The organism is Streptomyces sp. UF-297 (genome assembly GCF_058245575.1).
The window spans coordinates 36,432-58,579 of sequence record NZ_JBSIBZ010000053.1 but is presented as its reverse complement, the minus strand read 5'-3'; the positions used below and the strand labels follow the sequence as shown (position 1 = coordinate 58,579).

Annotated in this window: 13 protein-coding genes, 1 tRNA gene and 1 pseudogene; 6 read left to right on the top strand and 9 right to left on the bottom strand. The window is 63.4% G+C overall.

Annotated features, from left to right (window positions below):
- Positions 1-51: 51 nt before the first annotated feature.
- Positions 52-124: transfer RNA gene (locus AC4IJH_RS26655), tRNA-Ala, on the top strand.
- 253 nt (positions 125-377) lie between these two features.
- On the opposite strand, the gene AC4IJH_RS26650 is transcribed toward AC4IJH_RS26655, so the two are convergent.
- On the bottom strand, positions 378-2,126 hold the full coding sequence (locus AC4IJH_RS26650) for a hypothetical protein (RefSeq protein ID WP_490854398.1): 1,749 nt from the start codon (positions 2,124-2,126) through the stop codon (positions 378-380).
- 26 nt (positions 2,127-2,152) lie between these two features.
- Positions 2,153-3,064, bottom strand: coding sequence for a site-specific integrase (locus AC4IJH_RS26645; protein WP_490854397.1), 912 nt, complete (start codon positions 3,062-3,064; stop codon positions 2,153-2,155).
- Between AC4IJH_RS26645 and AC4IJH_RS26640 the strand changes: the two genes are divergently transcribed.
- On the top strand, positions 3,056-3,487 hold the full coding sequence (locus tag AC4IJH_RS26640) for a helix-turn-helix domain-containing protein (RefSeq protein WP_490854396.1): 432 nt from the start codon (positions 3,056-3,058) through the stop codon (positions 3,485-3,487). The two genes, AC4IJH_RS26645 and AC4IJH_RS26640, sit on opposite strands and share 9 nt — an antisense overlap.
- Positions 3,488-3,675: 188 nt before the next feature.
- Here the strand turns inward: AC4IJH_RS26640 and AC4IJH_RS26635 are convergent, their stop codons facing one another.
- Entirely contained in the window at positions 3,676-4,146 is a 471-nt protein-coding gene (locus tag AC4IJH_RS26635; protein WP_490854395.1) for a hypothetical protein, read from the bottom strand.
- Between the two features lie 229 nt (positions 4,147-4,375).
- Positions 4,376-4,819, bottom strand: a complete 444-nt coding sequence (locus tag AC4IJH_RS26630; RefSeq protein WP_490854394.1) for a hypothetical protein — start codon at positions 4,817-4,819, stop codon at positions 4,376-4,378.
- A 254-nt stretch (positions 4,820-5,073) separates the two neighbouring features.
- On the opposite strand from AC4IJH_RS26630, the gene AC4IJH_RS26625 reads away from it, so the two are divergent.
- The 3 genes from AC4IJH_RS26625 to AC4IJH_RS26615 all read left to right on the top strand — a co-directional run bounded on the left by AC4IJH_RS26625 (position 5,074) and on the right by AC4IJH_RS26615 (position 8,976).
- A complete protein-coding gene (locus AC4IJH_RS26625; protein ID WP_490854393.1) occupies positions 5,074-5,457 on the top strand; it encodes a hypothetical protein in 384 nt (127 codons plus the stop codon).
- A gap of 88 nt (positions 5,458-5,545) precedes the next feature.
- The gene (locus AC4IJH_RS26620) at positions 5,546-7,003 is read left to right on the top strand and encodes an ATP-binding protein (protein ID WP_490854392.1); all 1,458 of its coding nucleotides are present in this window, start codon (positions 5,546-5,548) and stop codon (positions 7,001-7,003) included.
- Positions 7,004-7,140: 137 nt separating this feature from the next.
- Positions 7,141-8,976: a Druantia anti-phage system protein DruA gene (locus AC4IJH_RS26615; RefSeq protein WP_490854391.1), complete on the top strand. Its 1,836-nt coding sequence runs from the start codon at positions 7,141-7,143 to the stop codon at positions 8,974-8,976.
- Positions 8,977-9,191: 215 nt separating this feature from the next.
- Here the strand turns inward: AC4IJH_RS26615 and AC4IJH_RS26610 are convergent, their stop codons facing one another.
- From AC4IJH_RS26610 to AC4IJH_RS26590, 5 genes are all read right to left on the bottom strand, one after another.
- On the bottom strand, positions 9,192-10,385 hold the full coding sequence (locus AC4IJH_RS26610) for a hypothetical protein (RefSeq protein ID WP_490854390.1): 1,194 nt from the start codon (positions 10,383-10,385) through the stop codon (positions 9,192-9,194).
- Positions 10,382-10,948 (bottom strand): DUF4365 domain-containing protein, encoded by a 567-nt coding sequence (locus tag AC4IJH_RS26605; protein ID WP_490854389.1) that lies wholly within the window; start codon positions 10,946-10,948, stop codon positions 10,382-10,384. Before AC4IJH_RS26605 ends, AC4IJH_RS26610 begins: the two co-directional genes overlap by 4 nt.
- A 518-nt stretch (positions 10,949-11,466) precedes the next feature.
- The gene (locus tag AC4IJH_RS26600) at positions 11,467-17,034 is read right to left on the bottom strand and encodes a DEAD/DEAH box helicase (protein WP_490854388.1); all 5,568 of its coding nucleotides are present in this window, start codon (positions 17,032-17,034) and stop codon (positions 11,467-11,469) included.
- Positions 17,031-18,122 carry a hypothetical protein gene (locus AC4IJH_RS26595; RefSeq protein ID WP_490854387.1) on the bottom strand — a complete coding sequence of 364 codons (1,092 nt, stop codon included), beginning with the start codon at positions 18,120-18,122 and terminating at the stop codon, positions 17,031-17,033. The genes AC4IJH_RS26600 and AC4IJH_RS26595 overlap by 4 nt, the downstream gene beginning before the upstream one ends.
- The gene (locus tag AC4IJH_RS26590; protein WP_490854386.1) at positions 18,119-21,022 is read right to left on the bottom strand and encodes a hypothetical protein; all 2,904 of its coding nucleotides are present in this window, start codon (positions 21,020-21,022) and stop codon (positions 18,119-18,121) included. Before AC4IJH_RS26590 ends, AC4IJH_RS26595 begins: the two co-directional genes overlap by 4 nt.
- Before the next feature lie 161 nt (positions 21,023-21,183).
- On the opposite strand from AC4IJH_RS26590, the pseudogene AC4IJH_RS26585 reads away from it, so the two are divergent.
- Positions 21,184-22,089, top strand: a pseudogene (locus tag AC4IJH_RS26585) (IS5 family transposase).
- Positions 22,090-22,148: the final 59 nt, after the last annotated feature.

Genomic DNA, 22,148 nt, shown 5'->3' with positions numbered 1-22,148 from the left:
AAGCGATTTCCGAGCACGGCAACCGAGATGCTAGAGTTTCACTCGTCGCAAGGGCCTGTGGCGCAGCTGGTAGCGCACCTCGTTCGCAACGAGGGGGTCAGGGGTTCGAATCCCCTCAGGTCCACAGCGGGCCGTTCACGACTTAGATCGGAAACGGATCACGAGATCCCGTCCAACTCGACGAGTTGGACGGGATCTCTGCATTTGGAGGCTTGGTTCGGCACGATCGCCGCTTCGGGAGGCTCTCGGCGGCGTCGTGGGCACGTCGAGTGGAGCGTGCGATGGGTGCGCGGGCATGCCGAGGCGGCCGCGGGACCGGAGTGCTGGTGGTCCCACGGCGCGTCTGTGTGGCTTCGTTCGCGGTTGCCGGGCGGAGGCTAGGGCTCGGGCGGGGGTGCGCAAGCCGCCGCGGTGGTTTCGCTATGGCACGTCCTCGTCGTGACTGCCCTGTACGGGGCCGGGGTCTCCGGGACGTTTTCGATGGTGTAGCGCTCGACCTTCCACAATCTGTGGATTCGCAGAAACGACTCGATGGTCCTGAGGTTCTCGACCATCAGTTGCACGGCTGCCATGAGGGCCTGAGCGACGCGGCCGCGGCTCTGGCGCTTCTCGCGCGAGTGCAGGAACGAGTCGACGTTCTTGGCGCGTCCGTTGAGTCCTTCGACGTGACTGCGCAGGCTCCGATAGGCGCGCTGCCAGGCGGCCCTGCCCCAGGGAAGGTCTTGGCGGAGCTTGGGCATGAGACCGGTCGACACGGTGATTGTGGACTGCTGGCAGATGTGAGGCCGTTGCCTCTCCGGCAGGTCAGGTGGGCGTACGGTCGGACGGGCTCCCGGGTGGGCATTGCGGGCGCGCGGGCTGTCGAGGTCGACAGTGTGTGGGTTGCGCACAGAGCGGTGGGTCTTGCCTCGGTGGCGCCGGTAACGAGTGTTCTTGGCGTCGCGTTCTTGCGCCCAGGCGCAATTGACGCGTGGGCTGGTACCTGCGGCGGGGCACTGGCGGCGTTCCAGGCCTCGTCGGTCGGCGGACTGTTTGAGGGGCAGGACGTAGTGGTCGGCCTCCAGCATGCGCGGAAGCAACTCGTCTCGTCGGGCGCTGTCCTTGGCGGCGGACATCTGGTGGTAGCTGTTGATGATCCGCTGGGGGGTGTGAGGGCAGAGCAGTTCACCGGCGATGGCGATGGTCCCTGCTACGGCGTCCTTGTCTTTCTTGACCATGGTGGTCTTGTAGTCGAGGACGAGGCGGTATCCGAGGGCGCGTACAGGCTGGTGGAAGTTCTCGACCTTCGCGTCCGAGTAGGCCAGATCGCCTGCGATGAAGCCCTTGTTGGGCCAGAGGTGCTGGACGATTTCCAAAAGCCGGACGGCTTGAGGCCCGATCTCCTTGCTCGGGGCGTGGAGGGCCATGCCCATGCACAGCTGGGGGTAGCGGCCAGCGAAGGATGGGTCGCTATGCCCAGCCACCAGCAGGGTCGCGCTGTAGCCGAATGTGCTCTCGCCGCTGCCGGAGAAGTGCCAGCCGGCGGTCACCTCGAGGGAGGCGTGGTTGGGGGTGCCGCGTCGGGCCCACGACGCGACCGCAGTCGCGTCCACGGACAGGTCGTCGCCCCATGCGTCCATCAGGCCACGGGCGACCGCGATGCGGACAGGAGTGAGGACCAGGCGGTTGGCGATCCGGGACAGCAGCGGTGTGGCGTCCTGACCGTCCGGGCGTGTCCAGGCGTCCTGGTACGTCCCCACCTCGTCCGGCCGCATACGGGTACGCCGGTCGTGGCGGGCGGGGTCCAGCAGAGTCGTGATGCGGGACCAGGCGTCGTAGAAGCGCTTGGCCGAGGCGCGGGTGGCCGCGATGTCCACGGCGTCGACATTGCTGAGCCCGAAGTACTTTCGCCAGTGCTTGCGCAGGCCGAACTGCATGCATTCCCAGGCATCGTCGACGTTCGTGGTCGGTCGTTCCCGGGCAGCCAGGACCATCCCGACGAGCACGGTCTCGGCAGGCAGGCCGCGTGGGCCGGGGCGGGGGGCTTCCAGCGGGGTGAGTTCGTCGAGAATGCCGCTGGCCCGGATCAGGCCGATGACCTGCCGTACGTGCCGGTCCTGGATCGTGGCGGTGTGCGGTGACGGCATGGGCCGGTGCGCAGGGCGTCTGCGGGTCATGCCCACCCCCGCAGCAGACGGATGGCGGCGTCCTGGCTGATCTCCGGCACCCATGCCAGGTAGGGCGCGAGGGCGGCGACGGACTTCAACCCGGCTGCTTTGGCGATGAGTTCGAGCGGGACCCGGTCGCGCAGCAGGGCCACCAGCCAGGTCGCGCGCAGGCGCCGCATGTCCAGGGTCGGGACCTTGGCATCTCCTGGCCTGTTCCTGGCCACCCAGTTGCTGATCGCGTTCTTGGGGTGTTCGACCTGACGGTCCGGTGTGTAGAGGTAGCCGTTGCCGGCCCTGCGTGCGAGTTCGGCCAGGGACTGCTCCCAGAGCGAGCGGCAGATGACCGGGCGATCTGTGCCGGGAACCCGTACGACGACGGCATCGCTGGGCAGTACGTAGATGTCGGTGCCGCGCACGGCAAGCATCTCGGCGGGGAACAGGCCGCATCCGGCACCGAGCGTCAGCATTGCGAGGGCGTTGCCACGGCCGGTCGGCGTGGGCGGAAGGTTGTCGGCCCAGGTGTCCAGGCGCGTCAGATCGCTGGTGCTGTACGGCTGTGCGCGCGACCGGTCTGCACGCAGATGGGGGCGGGCGGGTTCACCGCGTTCCACCCACACCAGGGTTTCGCGTACGCGCCCGAGCAAGGACGCGTAGGTCTGGATGGTGCCGCCTGCGAGCTTGTTGTCGGTGAGCAGGCAGCGGGTGATGGTCGACTGCTCCAGCCAGACGGCCGGGTCGCGTGGCATGCCGGCCCGTTCGGCACTGAGGGCGAGTATCGCCACCACACGCAGCACGGTGGTCAGACGGTAGGGGACGTGGTCGGCCACCGTCGCGACGAGCATGCGCACGCCGTCGGCGACGGCCTCCCACTCGGGGGGCGCGTCTTTGGGTCGGTAGCGCAGGATCGCATGGCTCATCTCGGTCTCCAGCACGGCATGCCACGAATACCGGCTAATCAAATAGCCGCATTTCTGGACATAGTGCACGTCGACTTGGAGGAGTGCATCCCGATGCCCGGTGGCACGCACCGCAGTACCGCCCCGCGGGACCTTGCCGTGGAGCCTGACCTGTGGCCCCACGCGCCGTTGCCCGATCACCCCCAGGCCGAGGTCGTCCAGGCCCTCGCGCGGACTCTGGAGCGGGAGATGCGGGCCCGCGGGCTAAGCCTGCGCCAGTTGGCGCTGCGCAGCGGCATCAATCGGCAGGTCATCACCAACCTGCTGAGGGGGGACAGCTGGCCGGACGTCGTCACCGTGAGCCGTCTCGAGGACGGGCTGGGAGTGGCTCTGTGGCCGGGGGCGAGTGCCCGCGCCTCGGCTGTCGCGGGGGATGTGAAATGACACGTAAGCCTTCTTTCCGTCTATTCCGCAGAGGAATGGCATGACGAAATAGGCCACGCGCCCCCGAGCGGGAAGCGTCTCCACTACGCTCGGGAGTGCGTGAACCATGATCAGGGGCGCGCGCGGTGCCGCCGGGTGCCAGCCCGGCGGTGCCACCCCCTGGATCGGCGATCAGGGGCGTTGCTTCGTTAGGCGGCCTCCATCCCGGCGCTGGTGCGCTTGACGGTGTACAGGCCGCGGTCGACCTTCACGACTAGTTGCTTGCGAATCAGGCGATCTAGCGCGGATCCCACCACAGAGTCGGGGCGCTTGGAGTTGCCTAGTCGATCCGTTTTGCCCGATTCCCGCAAGAGAGAGATAGCGTCGACCAGGTCTCCGACGCGAAGAGGGCGGCCAGCGGTCGATAAGATGCTTAGCGGCATGTCCTGCATGAGGAGCGAGCCGTCGATGCCCGCGAAGGCCTGCGAGGCGTTTTGAGTAGAGAGTTCGGACTCGTCGACGCCGCGGCGTCTTTCGTCCGCGGGTGCGGCCGTAACCGCTTCACTGTCAGTCGCGGGCACGCCCAGATCGGGCAAGAACTGCATCAGTGACTCGTTCAGAGCCTCCAGCCGCTTCAACTTTTCCTTCTCATCGCCGAGTTGCGACTCAAGTTCCTCCACGACGCCTGCCTGCGCCTGGAGTTGCTCATGTACGAGTGCAAGGGTGTCAAGGACTGACTGATGCTTGCCTGATTGGCGCCCCATGCTTCCCTCTCACCCCGACCTTCCCGGCAACTCGCGGTCACTCTAGGCCAGTTGATGACTCCGGCAGGGCAAGATCTAGGAATCAGGGAAGGAAACCTTCCATGCGTCTGATCCCCAGGCGAGATCGCTGCAACGACCTGTCGCGTCAGCTCAACGTGATCGACCCGTCGGGCAGCCATCCATCCAGGTAGCCGTCGATCAGCGGGCAGACACGGTCAGCCTCGGCTTCGGGCAGCCACAGTCGGATCACCCCGCGGGGAGCCCAGAGCGGTGACGCGCTCCTGTCGTCGTTCGGGGGCTCAGCGTCGACTCGCGCGATGAAGTAGCGCGTCTTCAGCTTCGGTTCGGCCCCGGAGGTGGCGGGATGCAGGTGATTCCCGACGACGTTGCCCCACCGCGTCGGGAGGCCTCCGAGGTGTGTGAGGCGGAGGCGGACGAGCGCATCGACGTAGTCCTCGTCCGAGTTGACCGCCGCTTCCGGGAGGAACCACCAGCGGGAGTTCGGATGGCGAACGAGGGCGACACGGTGCAGGGAGTCGATCGCGACGAGTTTCACGTTTCGCATCGGGTGTGGGGTTGAATTCTCCATATCCGCAGCATCCAAGGTGGCTAGTTAAATAGCCATCCGGATGGAGCGAACGGGGGGCGGCTGATGGTGGCGAGGGTGTACCTGACAGCGCAGGCCGGAAAGTTGCTGGGCAGGCAACGCCACGATCGAGTGATTCTCCTGGAAGCTACCGTGGTTTCTGCAGAAATCTTGAGGATCGTGACAGGCTCACTCCGCCTAGACAGCACCTGGCCAACCTGGCGCATACGTCCTGTCTCTTCAGTCATGATGCTCACATGGCCACCATCCAGTCAGCAGCCCAGATCGCACCGCTCTTGGAGCGACTCAAGGCGAAGAAGATCGCCACGCTCCAGGTGCTTGGCGTCAACTCACTCAAGTCCATTTCACCGCTGCCGGACGCGGTCGTGGGGGATGCAGTGACTGACGTGGACATCGTTGAGCGGATCATCAACGTGTACACGACCGGGCACCGCATCTCGTTCGATCTGCAGCGTACGGGGCGGGTTGTAACACTCGAATCTGCTGAGCCCTACCGGCTCGCTGCCGGGATCAGGCGTCCCACCGTCCGCCTCCTCATGGTCGACGGCTCAGGCGTGGACTTGACCGAACCGGCCAAGACGAAGCGGATCACGGTCACGATCGTGACCAGGTCTGAGTGAGCTTGCCGTACCAGATGACCTGCTTTCCAGGCGGCCTCGATGCAGCTACTCTCGACGCAGGAATCTGAGCAAGTCATCGGGAGAAGCGATGGGCCGGCAGACGCAACGTAAGGACGACCTCCTGGTCTCCTCTAACTTCATCCGCGCAGTCCGTGAGTCGGGCTACGCAAGCCTCTCGACTGCCCTCGCAGAACTCATCGACAACTCGCTCCAGGCGGCAGCGACGGAGGTCGCGGTCACGGTCACGAGACCCAAACCAGGAGGTCTTCCGGAGATCCGTGTCGAGGACGACGGGGAAGGCATGTCGCGCTCCGAACTCGAGGCATGCCTTCGCTTCGGCGGCTCGTCACGATTCGATGAAAGGCAGTCGTTCGGCCGGTTCGGTATGGGGCTGCCCGCTGCGTCCCTCAGCCAGGCGCGGCGAGTAAAGGTGACCTCATGGCAGAACGGTCAGACAGCCAACCAGGTCTGCTTGGACGTCGACGCCATCGCCGCCGGGACTCCAGTCGATCTTCGGGCTCGCCGTCAGCCTGGCGCCACAACGGGGTCGGGTTGCCTGGTGACCTGGCAGCACTGTGACCGTATCGAGTACCGGCGCCTCGCCTGGCTCGAGCGTGCGCTGCGGCGGGACCTTGGACGCATCTACCGTCGCTTCCTCAGCAACGGGGACCTCACGTTGACCCTCAATGGGAAGCGGGTCGATCCGGTCGATCCCATGCTTTTCACGGCGAAGATGGAGGGGCACAGCGCAGGATTGGCGTTCGAGCCGCTCCGCTACGAACTGGCAGCGTCGTCGGGCAAAACGGCCTTCGTTACCGTCCGGTTCGCGATGCTGCCGGTACAGCACTGGCATCACCTCGATAACGTGACCAAGCGGCGCAGCGGCATCGTCGGCGGAGCCGGTGTCTCCATCCTCCGCGCCGGTCGCGAGATCGCGAGCGGCTGGCACCTCATGGGGGCGAAGCGCAAAGAGAACTACGACGACTGGTGGCGCTGCGAGATCGAGTTTGATCCCGTACTCGATGAGCACTTTGGCATCACCATCAACAAGCAGGGAATCCGGCCTTCCCAGGTACTCCAGGAGGCACTCGGGCCGGAGTTGGAGGCGATCGCCCGGCTTTTGAACTCGCGTGTCCGCCAAGCCTTCGAGGAGGTCAAGTTTCAAGCGGCCACGGAGGCGTCGTGCCGGGTAGCGGCGGCCGCGGATGCCGATCTGCCTGTCATCCCTACGGCGGGGAAGGGCTCGGGCGCCCTGAGCTACCGGATTGGATCCGAGCAACTCTCGATCGATAAGATGTTCGCCTCCTCTCTGAAGCGGCGCACGCTCGATGTCACGCTGAACGTTGACCACCCTGCCTTCGCAGCGTTGTACCGTCCGCTCCAGACGTTGAGTGATGAGGCGGCAGGAGAACTCCGTACTGCTCTCGAACTGTTCCTCCTGTCCTTCGCCCGCACCACAACACTTCTCAGCCGCGACGGCCACAACTGCGACGATCTCCTGCGCATGTGGAGCAGGACCTACGGACGGATGCTCCAAAAGTCATGAAAGAAGAGGCCAAGCTCGTTCCTCTCAGCCTTCCGGCCGATGCCTCCCGCCGGGAACGACAAGGGTTTGCCCGGCTCTGCACCCAGCTTGCGAGCACGCCGGTGGGAGCTGAGGCCGTAGGCGACCACGATCGATGGATGAAGGCAGCCAAGATCAACAACTTGTACGACCAGCCTCTGCTCGCGGCAGCTGCTCACGTCGCCATCGATCTTGTGGATCAAGGCTGGACGGTTCGAGTGGACAGGGCTAGCGCCGTCTTTACCCCGCCTTCGGTTCACGGCGACCGCAAGGTGGAGAAGGCTCGGATCCGGCGTCAGGAGCATCTCCGTCGTGATGAACAGCTCAGAAAGACCAGCGTCCGCCGGTTCGTCGAGGGAATGGAGCGCACGCACCAGCACGGCGACCGGTTGGTCTCCGTCTTCAACCTGATGCGTGACGGCCGCGAGCTGGCGGACGCGGTTCAGCGCGCCGGCGCGTCTGCGGACGTCATTAAGCCCTACGTTCAGATCGTCGACTCATCGATTTGCGAGCTGACCGGATTCAAGCTTCACGACATCTGGCGTTACTTTCGCCACACATGGTCCAACGCCTACGCGACCGTGCCTGGCCGCTCGATGCCGATTTTGGTCCGGGACGCAGCCACAGAGTTTCACACCGTGATTGGGTTGGCGGCCATCTCGAGCCCAGTAGTCCAGATTGCCGAACGTGACCACTGGATGGGCTGGGAGACGGATCAGTTCCTCGAGCAGGTGCAAGCTGAGCCCACAGCTGATATTGCTGGCTGGCTGGCTCAGCGGATCGAGGGCCAGCAGAGCGAGATCTACGTTGACGATCTCCTTCGCGATGGGATTCTCCAACCGACCGACCTGGCAGCGCCCACGCCCGAGGTCATCGCTCGGCTGCGAGCCGATGCCGATCGGCACCGTCAGAGGCACCACCAGGCAAGCACGATCCGTGCCGTCCGCAACATCGACCGTGAAGCGTGGGTGGAGCGCGCCGAAACTGACCTATTTCGGAGCAAGCGTTCGTCAGCGCTCGCAGAAGCCCTAGAGATCGCCAGCCTGCTTGGAGGCTATCTCTCCCCGCCCACGATCGAAGGACTGACCAAGGCCTTCTCGGACCCGAAGGCTCGTTCGCAGATGCGCCGAGTGGTGCGTCGCGCACGGGGAGAGCGGGTCGGTACTGTCATCGCCGACCTCACTGTCTGCGGCGCCGTGGCGCCCTACAACGCGCTAGCTGCGGGGAAGCTGGTGGGGGCGCTTGCCGTCTCGCCCCAGGTGCTGTCCGCTTACCGCAAGAAGTATGCACGCCCAAGTGAAATTGCGTCGGCCATGGCCGGCCGTCCGATACTGCGTGAACCCCGGCTCTCCTTTGTCGGAACCACGTCGCTCTACGGCACCGGTTCAAGTCAGTACAATCGGCTGTTTTGGCCCGCGGACGTCATGGGCGGCGATAGCGACAGCCGTATGGGCTTTCACGAGCTCGGACGGTCACGCTCCTTCGGGACGTCTCACTTCTCCGATGAGACCGTCGAAGCCCTGGTTCGAGTCTCGGCGTTGCGAGGCTCACTCGTCCGGATCAACAGCCTCTTCGGCGAGGGTGTCAGCCCCCGCCTGCGTAAAGTCCGGGTAGGGCTGGCTGCGCTTGGCTGGCCAGCCAACGAACTTCTCAAGCATGGACGTGAGCGGATCCTCTACGGCGTTCCTCTGGTTGAGAACCTGCGGGACTACTCGCTCGGCATCGACGGCGAGCCGAAGTACCTGCTGAATCCCGAACTGACCGAAGCGGACGCCAAAGTCTCCGAGTGGTGGCTTGAGCGCTGGTGCCGACGGCGGGCCACACAGGGGCATGTTCTTGAATCCATGCGCTCGCATCGGTTGGTCCGTCCAGTGGAGCACGGTGCCCGGGTACCGTTGCCCGTAGGAGAGGGAATGCCGGCACCCGGAGAGGAAATGTTTCCTATCTCCAATTAAGAGGTCGCTACCACCTATCCCAGACGTCGGCGCCGGCCCGCCAGCAGCCTGGGACACCTGCCGACGCGGTGGAATCGGCGTCCCCCTATGGCGTCAAGCACAGGCGCCCGGCACAGGGTTGTCATGGGATCGCCTGCGTCCGCTGGGTGCAATATCCCGGGCTCCGGGGTATTGCACCCACCAAGGGATCGATGCTGATGCTTGCAGTGCTGGCTTCATGCCTCGCCCAAGTCGGGTGTTGACGACCCCGAGAGATGCTGCAGGAAGCTCGAATCGACTTCGATTTCGCCCGTCAGACGCCATGCGCGGCGTTCGTATGAGAGGTCTCCGGTCACAGTAAAGGGCAGTTGGCGCCTATAAGCCATTATTGCCCAGCCGTGGTTCTCTCCTGTCAGTGGAACCTGGACTCGCAGAGTCTTACCACTTACCTCCGCCGCGACGGTGATGATTGCTGATTCATCGTTGCTGGGCGTTGCATCATCCCGCGTGAGTGACTTAACGAGTCCGACCAAAGTCTCCCGTCGTACGGGCTCTTCCCTTCGTACGAGTCGCTCCCGAACTCGCGGGAGCTCATCAATCACATCGCGGTCCAGCACAATGGTTGCGAGTCCTACGTCCGGCTTACCTTCAGCTGCCGCCCATTGGAAAGACAAGTCCAGTGAACGAAGGTGCTCGGGCTGCGACATATCTTCGAGTGATTCGACTAGGCCTGCACTTAGCCCCAGACTGCTTGGGAATTCGAGGGCCCCCTGGTCCCAGGATTGCGTCAGGCGCTTTGTGGTCTCAAGCCCTCTAGCCAGGGTTTCCATGACCCGCCGAGGGAAGGCAATAGTTGGGCGCTCGAGGTCGTCGATAGCCTGAGGGTTAGCGTCTCCTAGGCGTGTTACGACAGTGAACACGAAACTTCCACGCTTCGTGTGCCCGAGCCGTACATCTTCATCCAGAAATTCGCCTACTGCTGCTGGCCTCCGTCCCTTATGTGAGTGATTGGGGTCAGCGGTTGTGGTTGCTGCCGCCTTCATCATCTTGTAAATGGCTTGCAGCGTCTTTTCGGCTTGCTGGAAGGGGATCGTGCCGTCAATCATGCCTTGGTCGAGGCGAACGAAAAAGAGGTCCGCGCGTGTAGAGATGACTCGCTCCAGCAGTTGACCTGCGTCCCAGTCGTGAATGTGTGCGAGCGACGCGAGCGCATCTACGAAGCGTGGCATGAAATCGGCGAAGTCCGTAGCAAGCGGGATCATGACGCGTGGCGCGGTGGACAAGTGGCCCGAGCCGTAGCGCCAGACCTGACGAACATCTGGCTGCTGGTGTTCCAGTTCCCAGTCATGAGAAGCCAGGAACTGGGAAACGGCGAGAGGGGTCAACGCAGATGCAATATCGCGGTAACTGTCGAGTGTAGATCGGTTCACCGCGAACCCTCCTCTGCATCGCCGATCGTTTTCATTATGCCCAAAAGCTGCTCGCCTGTGAACAGGTTTCGGCGTGGCAAATGCACCGTGTGGTATTCCTTGATCGGGCCATCATGTCTCAGATTATCGGCAGACTCCCAGAACATGCGGCTACGCGTGAACAACCCCCATTCGTCGGTTCGGAGCCATGGCTCTGGTTCGCGCGGGATAAGGAGTACGCCGAGATAGGCGGGGATGTACCGTTTTCTGCGTGTCAATTTCCGAAACGGCTTTGCCTTCATCCGCCAGGTCATGCTGTCATCTTTGAGCAGGCTTTCTTGATGAGTGCACTTAAGTTGAAGCTCGAACTGCGGACCGTAGTAACCGCGATACTCCGTTGAGGAAACGATCGTAATGTCAACGCCCTCGTAGTCGGTCTCGTGAGGCTTTATGGAGCATCCGGCAGCGTAGGCGATCATTCGCGTGAACGAGACGCTGAAATGTTCCTGCAGCGCCGTGATAGGCACTTGCCCCTCTGCGAGATCGTCTTCACCCATAGGCTCTTCGAGGTCGTCTGTCGGCATATGTCCCCTCCTGGCATCCCTGCCAGCAGTCAAAGTCACCCTAAAGTCTATTCATTTCCGTTCGAAGGCTTCGCCACACGAACGTTTGCATGCGGCCCCCGAGCACTGTGTCGGTGATGCGGGATCCAAGCTTCGGTCATGTTCCGCCCAGTGGTGTAGCAGCGATCACGGCGAACATGCAGGTCGTGCGCACAACCAGTCGACCCAGCAGTCGCGATCATTTGACTCCCCATCAGCTCGATGTGGCGGTCGCGAAGAGGACTCGGAGGCCCAGGGAGCTGGCCTTGGCGAAGGTCACCAACGTCCTGCCAGGCTCGTCTGGCAGGCAGGCACTGAATCCGGCCGGCACCTGTGCCCTCACCTGCGGTCGCCGCTACACGACTCGACGCGCACCATCGGCGTCTCCTGTCGCAGACTTGACTTCTCCGCTTCTGCAACGGGACTAGCGGTATTGAATGGCAATGACGGGATCGCCGCCGGCGCCTTGGCGCCGGCGGCGATCCAGATCCTGCTTTCGCTTAGGTCAATGCCTGCAGAATCTGCTGGCTGGCGAACGGGAGATTGCGAGAGATCACCATGTCATCGATCAGACGGACTGGGACGTTGCCGGACTGCTTCGCCGCACGCAACCCATCGGTCGGCGCCAGTTCAGGGCTGAGCGGGCCGTGCACGCCCAGGATCCACTGCTGGTCATCCCGCCTTGCCAGGATAGGCGCGGTGATCGTTCCAATTCCCTCAATGTCGATCTTGACGCCTCGGGTGAAGGAAACGTCGTGGAGCGCTCGGCTGATGAGGTCCTCGTAGAGTTTGTCGGCCGATCGCTCGAGTCGCTCCTCGTCCAAACTCGGCGGGGTTCCGTGGATCAGGTAGCGCAGCAGACTCGCACCGACGTGCCGGTCAAGGAGGCCGTGCTCGAATCGGTTACGGAAGCTACGCAGACAGCGGTAGCAGGACTCGTCGCAGTTCGCCGGGCATTCTTCGAGGTGCTCCAGCGTCCGTTCAAGGATTTCCATTCCGTAGTCGTTGACCCGTCGAGCGAAGCCAGCTCCACCTGCGAGCGTGTCGTACACGTAGATCTCGGCCTCAAGGCCTTCTTTACCGAGGGGAGTCAGCGCAGGACGGTACTCTGCCTGTAGTTCCGTCGCCTCAATATCGAGCCTTTGAGTCGCGGCGATCGTCAGCCCCTCAGCGACCGTACGGAGCGCGATGTGTGTCGACAGCAGAGGTGGCCTCAATGTGATCGGCGAGGCCACCTTCAAGCGAACCAGAAGCACATCCGAGATGAAGTCAGTTCCGAGTACCAAGCCCCGTGTTGAGCCCGTGCCGGGACAGTCCGGGGCCTTCTCGTCGGGGTAAGGCTTCTTGTGTGTACCGACGACCACCCCAGTCGCAGTCGCAGTCGGCTCGATGAGCCCGCAGCGCGTGCAGTAGGTGTATCCCTCGTTGCGCGGACCGGTGTTGGTGACGAGCAGGGTTTCGCGGCGGTACGTCTGTGCCAAGCGATCGGTGACGCGCCGCCAGGCAGTCTCCTCGGTCGGCCCGGGAGCCATGAGCTTGGCGCGTGTGGCGTAACTGCGGGCCGGCGCGTCGTCTGGGCTTGTACCCGGCGCCTTATCGGCCGGGTGCGCAAAGCCCGGCGGTCGCATCCAGTTCTTTGCCTTGCCGAACTTGCCCTCGGCACCGCAGGCGGGACAGTCCCGCTCCTTGCCGCGCTCTGCCGGGTCGTGAGGGTAATGCTTGGCGTAGTGGCATACCTGGCACTCGAAGTACAGCAGTTTCTCTCGCCAGGCTTGGAAGCGTTCCTCTTGGACCGGTGCGTAGATGGCACCGGAGGTCCACTCCTTGTTGTCAACCCACACCACTTTGCCAGGTGCGTACTGGCTGAGGGCCACCGGGAGTCCCTGACTGGGCGCATAGTGGAACTCGGCCTTGAACGGTGTTGACCGATCGAGATCGAAGACGTGGAAGGCCACGACATCCGTCGGAAACGCGTAGCGCGGCAGCACTCCCTTGTACAGCAGCCGATCAAGCAGGTTTGTTTGGCTCCGCCGGGCGCTCGGCTCCTCAGCGCCGTCTTCGGCGGGGCCCTCTGCCTCCACCTCATCGGGCTCCGGTGAGGCATCTCCCTCGGAGGCAGCTGGCAGACTCCCGTCGAGGTCCAGGTCAAGGGCTTTGTCGATCTCACGGAGTGTGTTCGTGACGACCCCGCTCAGAACGGCCTCGCGGTCCGCCTCGCTCAGTTCACAGGGAAGCCACGACGCAATCTCCTCACGCAGCGCATGCTCCTCGGACCTCAGCCACTCTTCCAAATCGGTCCGATTCAGGGGGGATGCTGTCCCTACGAATGCCTCCACAGTGCCGAGGACTTCGAAGAGCTGCGGCTGCTCGTCAGGCTCGATTGCTGGCAGCCGATCCTGGTGATAGCGCTGTAGCAGGTAAGCGATGACATGGCGACGCGCGATTTCGTCGTTGTTCATCGTCAGTACTGGGTCGTCGACTTCGCCGCGGATCATGAGCTCTGGCTGACGGAAGTAGTGGTCGTCATGTGTGTCGGCACTTCCGAAGGCCAGTACGGTGGCGACAGCGTTGCCCCTACGCCCCGCCCGTCCTGCGCGCTGCTGGTAGTTGGCACGCGATGGGGGCATGTTGCGCAGCGCGACGCCGGTCAGACTGCCGATGTCGATGCCGACTTCCATCGTGGTCGTGCAGGACAGAACGTCGATGGCAGCGCGTGACTGCTCGCCTTGGCGGGTCAAGCCGAGGTCGACGTCCTGGAACAGCAACTCGTGTTCTTCCGCCTTGGAGAATACGGCGTCGGACTGGGCGGCATTGAGCTGTGCCGTGTGCTCGGCGGCGATGATGCTCAAGGGTGGCTCGGGCGGGTCACTCAAAGCCCGGGCCGCACTGGCCCGGTAGTAGCCTTTCCGGGCTTGGAAGACCGGATCCGTGTCGGGATTCAGCGTGCGAACCCGATCGTGCCCGCAGTTGACGCACCGGGTTGTTCCGGGAAACGGTCGCTGCGTGAAGCGGCAGCGTTCACAATATCCCCACATGTCACCGAGTTCCAGGGCAACGTGCTGAGCCAACAACCGAAACTTGCCGACCACTGGTTCGCAGAAAGTTGTGAGGAGTGTCTGCAGCCAGTCGTCCGCGAACTTTTTCCTTGCCGCCTTTGAACCGAGCCAACGCTCGATCGCCTGAAACTTACCCGTGTGCGGCTTGACCCCGCCCTTTGTCCTCCACCAGTCACCTTCGGTCATCGACGGGAACCAGATGCCTCGGGTTGGGGTGTTCCATTGCGCCAGCCACAACCGAACGAGCGCAAGTTTGGTGTCGGCGTTGCTTGCGACCCCGTCAATGTCTGGCAGTTCCGTCAACAATGTATCGGTGAGGTTTACCCGTTCACGGAGGGACGCAAGACCCAGGGACGACAGCCCGTAATACTTGTCCGTTAGTGTCGCGTACATCGCCCTCAGCAGCGACTGCGGCGGATTGGCGGTGGTGAGCAGTGGCACCAACTCCGCGACATTGCCCGATAGCGCACCCTTGTCGATTGCCTTCGCGACCGTGTCCAAGACATGCAGCGTCTCCATAGGACGTAGTTCCGGACGCAGCCGCACCGACAACACACGCGCTCCGACCATGACGGCCACGTACAGACGCTCCAAGCTGAGCGACGGCGCCAGGAACGGTTGATTCGCCAGTTCCTGCCACCCGCGCAAGACCAGGGGCCGAATGACATCGCGCATCGAGTAGCTCTGAAGGTTGGGTGCAAGCCGCGCAGCAACCTGGCGGGAGTCGGAGAACGCGAGCACCTTGCGACCGCGCAGCGGCGCAAAGTCGCTGTACGGCTGGGCACCCGGTGGTTGGACCTCGAGCTGACGCGTCACCAAGGCTTGGAACGGCTGGTCACCCTTCGTCTGGTGATCCTGCACCGAGGAACGGCCGAACCCGGCGAGTTGCCCACAGACACCGCAGGGCTTGAACTCTCCGTTCGCTTCCGCCTCACCATCGCTGCCATCGTCGTCACCCTTGACGACTTCTCCCCTTCGAAGCCGAGGAATGAAGACACTGCGGACGCGGTCACCGAGCCCTTCTGGATTGAGTCGTCCGGTAACGAGATCGATGTCGGCGGGCTCGACATCGCCATCGGAGGGGTCCTCAAGTAGTAGATCGAGCGCCTCGAGTTCCGGGATGGAACCCGACGCGGACTCGAATGATCCGCCCGGCTCGTGCCATAGGTACGACGGCTCGATTACGTCGTCAGTATAGGTCCGTGCATAGGCGGAGCCGCAGTGCCTGCAGGTGTACAGTTCGAAGACCCGGGCACCACAACCACAGGTTGCCTGCGGCTGGGCGTAAAGCTTGCCAACCGGCCCCGGCTCCGGGTGCACTTCCCGGTCAACCTCCGGACAATCGGGGTCGAGACACGCCCACAGGCCAGGCAGCCCACGAAAGAACGCATGCACGCGACATGGCAGCAGACCCGCGTCATCCGCCGACCGTCGCGCCGCACTACCGAGCGCTACCAGGGAAGACACAGCCCTATTGGCAAGCTGCTTCTCAACAGTCGGGAAGATGAGCGCGCCCAACTCGCTTACCGGTTGTGCCCGCTGCATCGTCTCGTTGACGAGCAGATTCATCGGGCCGAATCCGCTGAGAGCATCGTGTAGCAGCTCACCTACCGTGGCGCCCTCTTTCACGGCAACTTTTCGATAGTCCAGAAGCCCCTGAACAGCGGCGATGCGGGCCTCGTCTTCCTCACCCTCGTAGAAATCGTGCATCGGTACGGCAGCGAGAGTTTGAGCGTCCTGGAGGCTCCCAGGCCCAGCGAGTTCCCGGAGAGCGAGACGGCCTTCTACCGTCTTGAAGTCGGACTCGGACTTGCCGCTCAACTGTGCAGCGAACTGACGCGCGTACTCAGGGCTCGCGAAGCTCGCGCTCGTACAGATCACCTGTAGTTGCTCGGGGGCAATCCCAAGCCTTGCGCGAAGCCGGCGCAGCAGGAGGGCAACCTCGGCGCCGGCCGCGCCGCGGTAGAGATGGGCCTCATCGATGACGAGGAGGAACTTCTCATCGGGGTTGTTCGCCAACCAAGCCCGCGTCGCATCGAACACTGGCCGCTCAAGTGGGCGCATCAGCATGTACTCAAGCATCGAGTAGTTCGTGATCAAGACATCCGGAGGTGTGCCCAGCACCTCATGGCGCGTCAGGAGTTCAGGATCGTTGGGCTGGAGGATGGCACGGACGAACTCGCCATCCTTGTTCTTCCAACGGGAGCCACTATCGCCGTACCAGGTCTTCAGATCTGGCTTGGCCGGCCACTTTCCGCGCGATCGCAGCTTGTCGATGAGACCTGCCGCCTCGCCGTGCCCCTGCGACGTTGGGTCGTCTGCCCGGTTGATGAGATGAACGTAGAAGTCCTCGATCGAGCGAAGCCGTGCCTGGTCCTTCTTGACCTTCCGTACGCCGGGGTACAGGGTTCGGCTGGTGTAACGGGCGAAGCGTGCTGGGCGGCCGGCCCACTCGCTGAACTGGGCTGTGACGCGCGGATCGCCGAGCAGGAGCCGAAGTCGACCCAACTGGTCATTCACCAGCGCGTTCATCGGATAGAGGATCAAGGACCGCACAGCCGGAGCTGCGAACGATTCAGGCTTGTTCGCCGCCTCCGCTGCAAGCTTCGCCAGCATCGGGAGGAGAAACGACTCCGTCTTTCCTGAGCCGGTACCAGTGGTGACCGCAAGGCTAAGGCCGTCACGAGTCGTCCATTCAAGTGCCTCAGCCTGGTGGGTATAGGGCGGGTCATACAGCAGTGGCTTCAGGTCACCAACGTTTGTTGTCAAGCTGCCGAAGAGCGCTTGGACAGGTGCAGCGAGTTCGAGATCACCAAAACTTCGGTTCGTCTGGTAGCGGGGAGTGCTCTCGATGAAGGGCGCTCGGAACAGCACGCCCTCTTGTTCGAGCAGCACACGGCGCTGATCGATCACGGTGGGATGCCCCACGTGATAGGTCGCCTCGATGTAGTCCCGAAGGGCCGCCTGAATCTTGCTGACCGTCTCCGCGATCGTTGGCGCTTCCACTGTCACGCCACCCCTCCCTCTTCTCTGACGTGCATCCACAGCATGTCAGTGACGAACGCCGACATCTCGCCGATCGCCGACATCGGTACGCGGTACGAGATCAATGCGCCTCTGGCCCGTGAGACGGGGGTTCCCACGAGCTCGAGGTAGCGCTGAGCCCAGCCGGGCACAGGTCCGAACAAGTTCAACATTCGGCTCCCGGGCGCCCCTGTAGCGGACCGGACGTGCATTACCTGCGGGTTTCCCGTCACGGCATCGATGGCTGCCTGGAAGCGCCACGCTTCGTCGCGGGCTGGCACATCAGAGGCGTCAACCGGCAGATCCACGAGCGCGAGGGGCACACCACGCTCAATCCGTACAAGGCACCACAGGTCTGCACCGTAGGCCTGAGGCCGGCGAGCAACGAAGTCGCCGGAGTCGTCGTCCGCGGGTGGTCGCCAGCGGCCGCGGTAGTAGTGAACTGATGCCCCAGGATCGATGATTGTTAGAGCGCTGACATCGCCAGATTCTGCGGCCTGATCCAGACGCTGACGCATCGCAACGACGACAGCAACTGCGTGATCCGCCCTCGGGTGTTGGAGCCAGTGCTCACGTCGGATCTCATGCAGGCCAGCGGCCCGCAATCGGATAGGGCCCACCTCGGGGGGCAGTTCTATGGATCGTGTATGGCCCTCGTACAGCACCTCCGCGCCCACAGACTCGTCCACGAGCGGGGAGGCGTTTGGGCGTACACCTAGCAAGAGGTACAGCCCAGGAGCCTTCACCACATACGAGGGAGGAGCCAGATAGAGCTGGCGACTGCCGCGATCCTCCTGGCGAGGGAGTTCGACCAGGTCACCAATCGACACTAAGAAATCCAACTGCTCCGCGACCTGGCCACGAGTCACCAAGCACGACTCGTCGAGCGGGCTAACGGCCTCAAGGACTGCTTCCACGAGTCGACGCCGTGTCGTCGGGCACAGGAATGAAGCCGCGCGGCGAAGCGAGGCGCATATCGCTTCTGTCGAGAACAGGTCAGTAGCAGTCTCATCCAGCCCCAGCGCACGGACCGCGCGCTCCGCCGCATGGGGACCACTGACGGGAGTTGTGTTCATCGGCTACCTCCGACAACCGACTTGTTCGACGCCTCTCGTAGGTCTTCCGTCCCGAGCACAGCGAAGCGAGCTGCCCGAATGAGCACAGGAGACCGCAGCACACACTCCAAGAGTTGGTCTCGTTCGGCCTCGTCCCAACTCGCGAGAGAGCCCGGTCTGGTCACAAGAGGAAGCAAGAAGTCTGCTGCGGTATGCGGATCGTCGATGCCACTGGCTGCAGCGATGATGCGAATCGCACTGGCGAATCCTTCGCTCAGCGCTGCCGGTGAGTCCGCCCATTTCCAGAGGTGGTTGGCAATCTGCTGGGCCGCAGCACGCTGCTTCGGAGCCTGACCCACGAGTTCCTGCATTTCGTCCAACACATCAGGCGGCTTGCGATCGCCGACAGGAATGCGTTTGCGCTCCAAGTTAGCCCACCTGCTTCCGGCGGCAAGGGACACAAGGGCCGTTGTGATTGCGCTGAGAACCTGTTCCCGCTGATGACGAGTGAACGGATCTGCTGGCGCATCGGCGTCGAGCCACCGGCGGTGACCAAAGATGAGTCGCTTCATCTCGGAGAGCGACGTTTCTGCGTACACGATGGTCGGACAGTCGTTTGGTCTCTGGCGCAGCCGGTTTGGCTCGGGTGGCAAGACGAAGGCCGCGGTCACATTGCGAGACGTCGCCTGCAGCAGCCCTCCATTCGTCGGGACGGCAATTGGTCGACGGGAATCGCAGCGCTCGCCGACCAGAGGCGCCTCCGCCGAAAACATGAGCACCTGAGTGTCATCCCCGCCTGTTCGATCGATCAGGCGTGCCTCATGCTCGCCGTTGTGCCGCTTGGTAAGCACCCAGCGAAGCGGATGGAAGCCGCGTTCGCAGACCAGGGACGCGAAGCCCACTCCGCTTCGGGACACCGACACTTCGCACGACTCGGCCTCGTCGTAGGCGGCGAGCAGTTTTCTCTTGTGCAGTTCCTGATCTGCCAACCTTTCCCATGCGCTATCGCTGAAAGGAAGCGAGATACTGTGCTGTGCCTGTGCCAGTGCGTTGCCGGCATCGTCACGCAGCACGATCACCAGTTCAGCTTTCGTGCTTGGCGGACCGTCGATCGAGAGGCTCGCCCGACCATCCCAGAGCTCGGTCAGTTTCGGACGCGCTGGTGTGGCAAACAGCCGGATACCTGCGCCCTCAGTAGTTTCATCCAGGTTTATGTGTGGGTCACGGATCGTGATCGCGAGTGAGCCGCTTTTAACCGCCGCACCGTTGTCTGTGCCCAATAGTGCAATGTCGACCTCGTGAGTGCCCACGGTGAGATCCTCAAGGGCAAAGACTAATTCCGCCTTAGTGACAGGCCACTCGAGCGCAATTGGGAGCCCACCATCGACGGTCACAGCGCACATTTCCATGGCTCGGCTGGAACGCACCGCGAGCAGCGCCGGGTCCCCAGCCAGCCACTCGACGGCACCTTCCCCGTCCCAGGCCCCAGGGACGAGACCGACGGGGCGAATCGACACATCTGTCACCACCGACAGCTCGGTCGCCGCAAGCTTGGAAATTTCCGCTTCGTCCACAACTTCTGGCACCTTCACCTCGAAGGCGTGCGCTCCTTCAGCCAGAACCGTCGCTTTAGTGACGAATGGTAGCGCGGGCGGTTCACTATCGAGTCGTCCGACCAGGCAATACTCGTGGCCCGGCCGCACAAATTTGCCCTTGACCTCCAGGGCCAGCCCATCCGGTTGCTTCCGGAAAACCCACCACGGGCCCTGGGTGATGGAGCAATGCTCCGCGATCAGGCTGTTCACGACCGATGATCCCCGCTCCAGTTGGATAATGGGACCCTCGGGCCGTGGCCAGGTGGACAGCGATACTTCACTCGGGTACAGCAGCTTGCCGCGGGGAAGCGGTTTACGATGGCCCTCAACTTTCGGGCGGAGATTCCGAAGCTCCTGACCGACTTGATCGTGCTGAGCCTGCAGCGGCGTGAGATTAGGCAGTTCCAAATAGGGGCGCCAACCACCATCTTCCTGCCGCAGGAGAAGCTTCGGGTTGGTGACGGCCGCGAGTGGCTGCCCCCGGTGCACGGGTCCCATGCTCGAGTTCCGGGGGAGAAATCCGCTTGAGCGGACCAAGTTGGCCGAGTGCTTGGCGCGGGCCAACCAGGTTCGTGACTGACGTTCGTTGGTCAGGTCGTCGACCAGGCGAGCGAGTGTCGATCGCACTAGGTACGGGGAGTCCTCGTCGTCGCCTGAGAGAATTGCGGCGGCCACCTGGCCGAGGAGGCTCTGGTTGCTGCAGAAGATCTGGAAACGCTCGCTATATCCACCGGTGCGCGAGGCCAGACATGCGCCCAGAGCGTGGGGATCACTAAGGAGCTCTGCGGTCAATACCGCGCGCGACTCAAACAGAAGCTGCGCCAACTGCCGTTGGAGATCGGCGGGTATGACGGCGTGTGTGATTGGCCAGGCAATGATGCTGAAGTTGGTTGCAAAGCCTCCCTTCGGCTCGGCCCCGCCGTAGTCGGCTGCGAATCGCTTGAACCACTGTTTGATGCGCTGGCGGTTGGTGGTCACGCTCCAACCCGGACTGCTTTCCCAGCCCGGTGTTTCCTGGGCGAAGAGCGGCCAGTACTCGTCTCCAACGTACTTATAGCCGATCTCTGCTGCGTGTACTACAAAGGGCAACCACCAAGCACGGAAGCGATCATCGAGTCCCTGCCTGACAGCCCCACGCACCGCATGTAGGAGCAACTCGAAGTCGCTGTTGCTGAGGTCGTGCTCCAGCGCAAAGACAGGAGCCGCCGGCTGGAGTGCCCGGCGATGTTCGTGAAGCGTCCGGAAGTGGTCATGCAGTCGCTTGTGCAGGTACTTGAGGACCTCTACGGCAGCGTCACGCGCCAAACCCCCCACGCCCGGTGTCACCTCTCTTGAGCCTCGCTTTAACACGTAGGGGCATTGTCGGACAGAACCTCTACATCTGGAGCAGCTCTCGCAAGTTCGGCCCCAAGTGATCAGATCTGCCCCTAGGTCGTTTCTGATGGCTCGTGCTGGCTGGGTGGATCAGGGTCGGGCATGCGCTTCGTATGGTGCGGCGTCATGAACTGACTGATGCGCAGTGGCGGAAGATCAGTCCGTTGCTGCCTGGAAATGGCAGCCCTGGTGGGCAGTGGGGGGACCACCGCAGGGTGATCAACGGGGTGCTGTTCCGGGCCCGTACGGGGGTGCCGTGGCCGGACTTGCCGGACCGTCTATGAGCGGCATCGTCGCTGGTCGGCGGACGGCACCTGGCTGAGGATCCTGGCCGAGCTGCAGATCGAGGCCGACGCGGCCGATCCGGACGGGGCCCTGGCCCGCTCGGCCGACAAGGATGCGGAGTGGGCGGTGAACATCGATTCCACCTCGTGCCGGGCGCATCAGCATGCGGCTGGGGCCCGGCACCAACCCCCGCAGGACTTCCCGCAAAAGGGGGCGGGGCGCGTGTGGAGGCCGATGGGCGCGAGGCGTTGGGGCGCTCCCAGGGCGGGCTGACCTGCAAGATCCACCTCCTTGCCGACGACCGGGCCCGGCCGCTGACCTGGTTGACCTCGCCAGGCCAGCGGGGTGACAACCCCATGCTCGTCCCGGTGCTGGAGCGACTGCGGATCGCAAGGCGTGGTCCGGGCCGTCTGCGTGGCGACAAGGCGGACTCCAGCCGTGACACCCGTGCTTACCTGCGGCAACGGCACATCAATGCGACCATTGCCCAGCCCCGCGATCAACGTGAACGACGCCGTCGCCAGGGCCGGGCCGGCGGACGCCCACCGGCCTTCGACAAGGCCCAGTACCGTCACCGCAGTGCCGCCGAGCGATGCGTCAGCAAGTGGAAACAGTTCCGTGCCGTCGCCAGCCGCTACGACAAACGCGACTACATCTTCAACGGCACCCTGACCATCGCCGCGATCGTCATCTGGCTCCACGTCACCGTCCAAGAGCCATCAGAAACGACCTAGCCCTACTGGGCTTCGAACTGCACCCCTTGGGCGTGAACATGACGGTATGGGAAGGGATC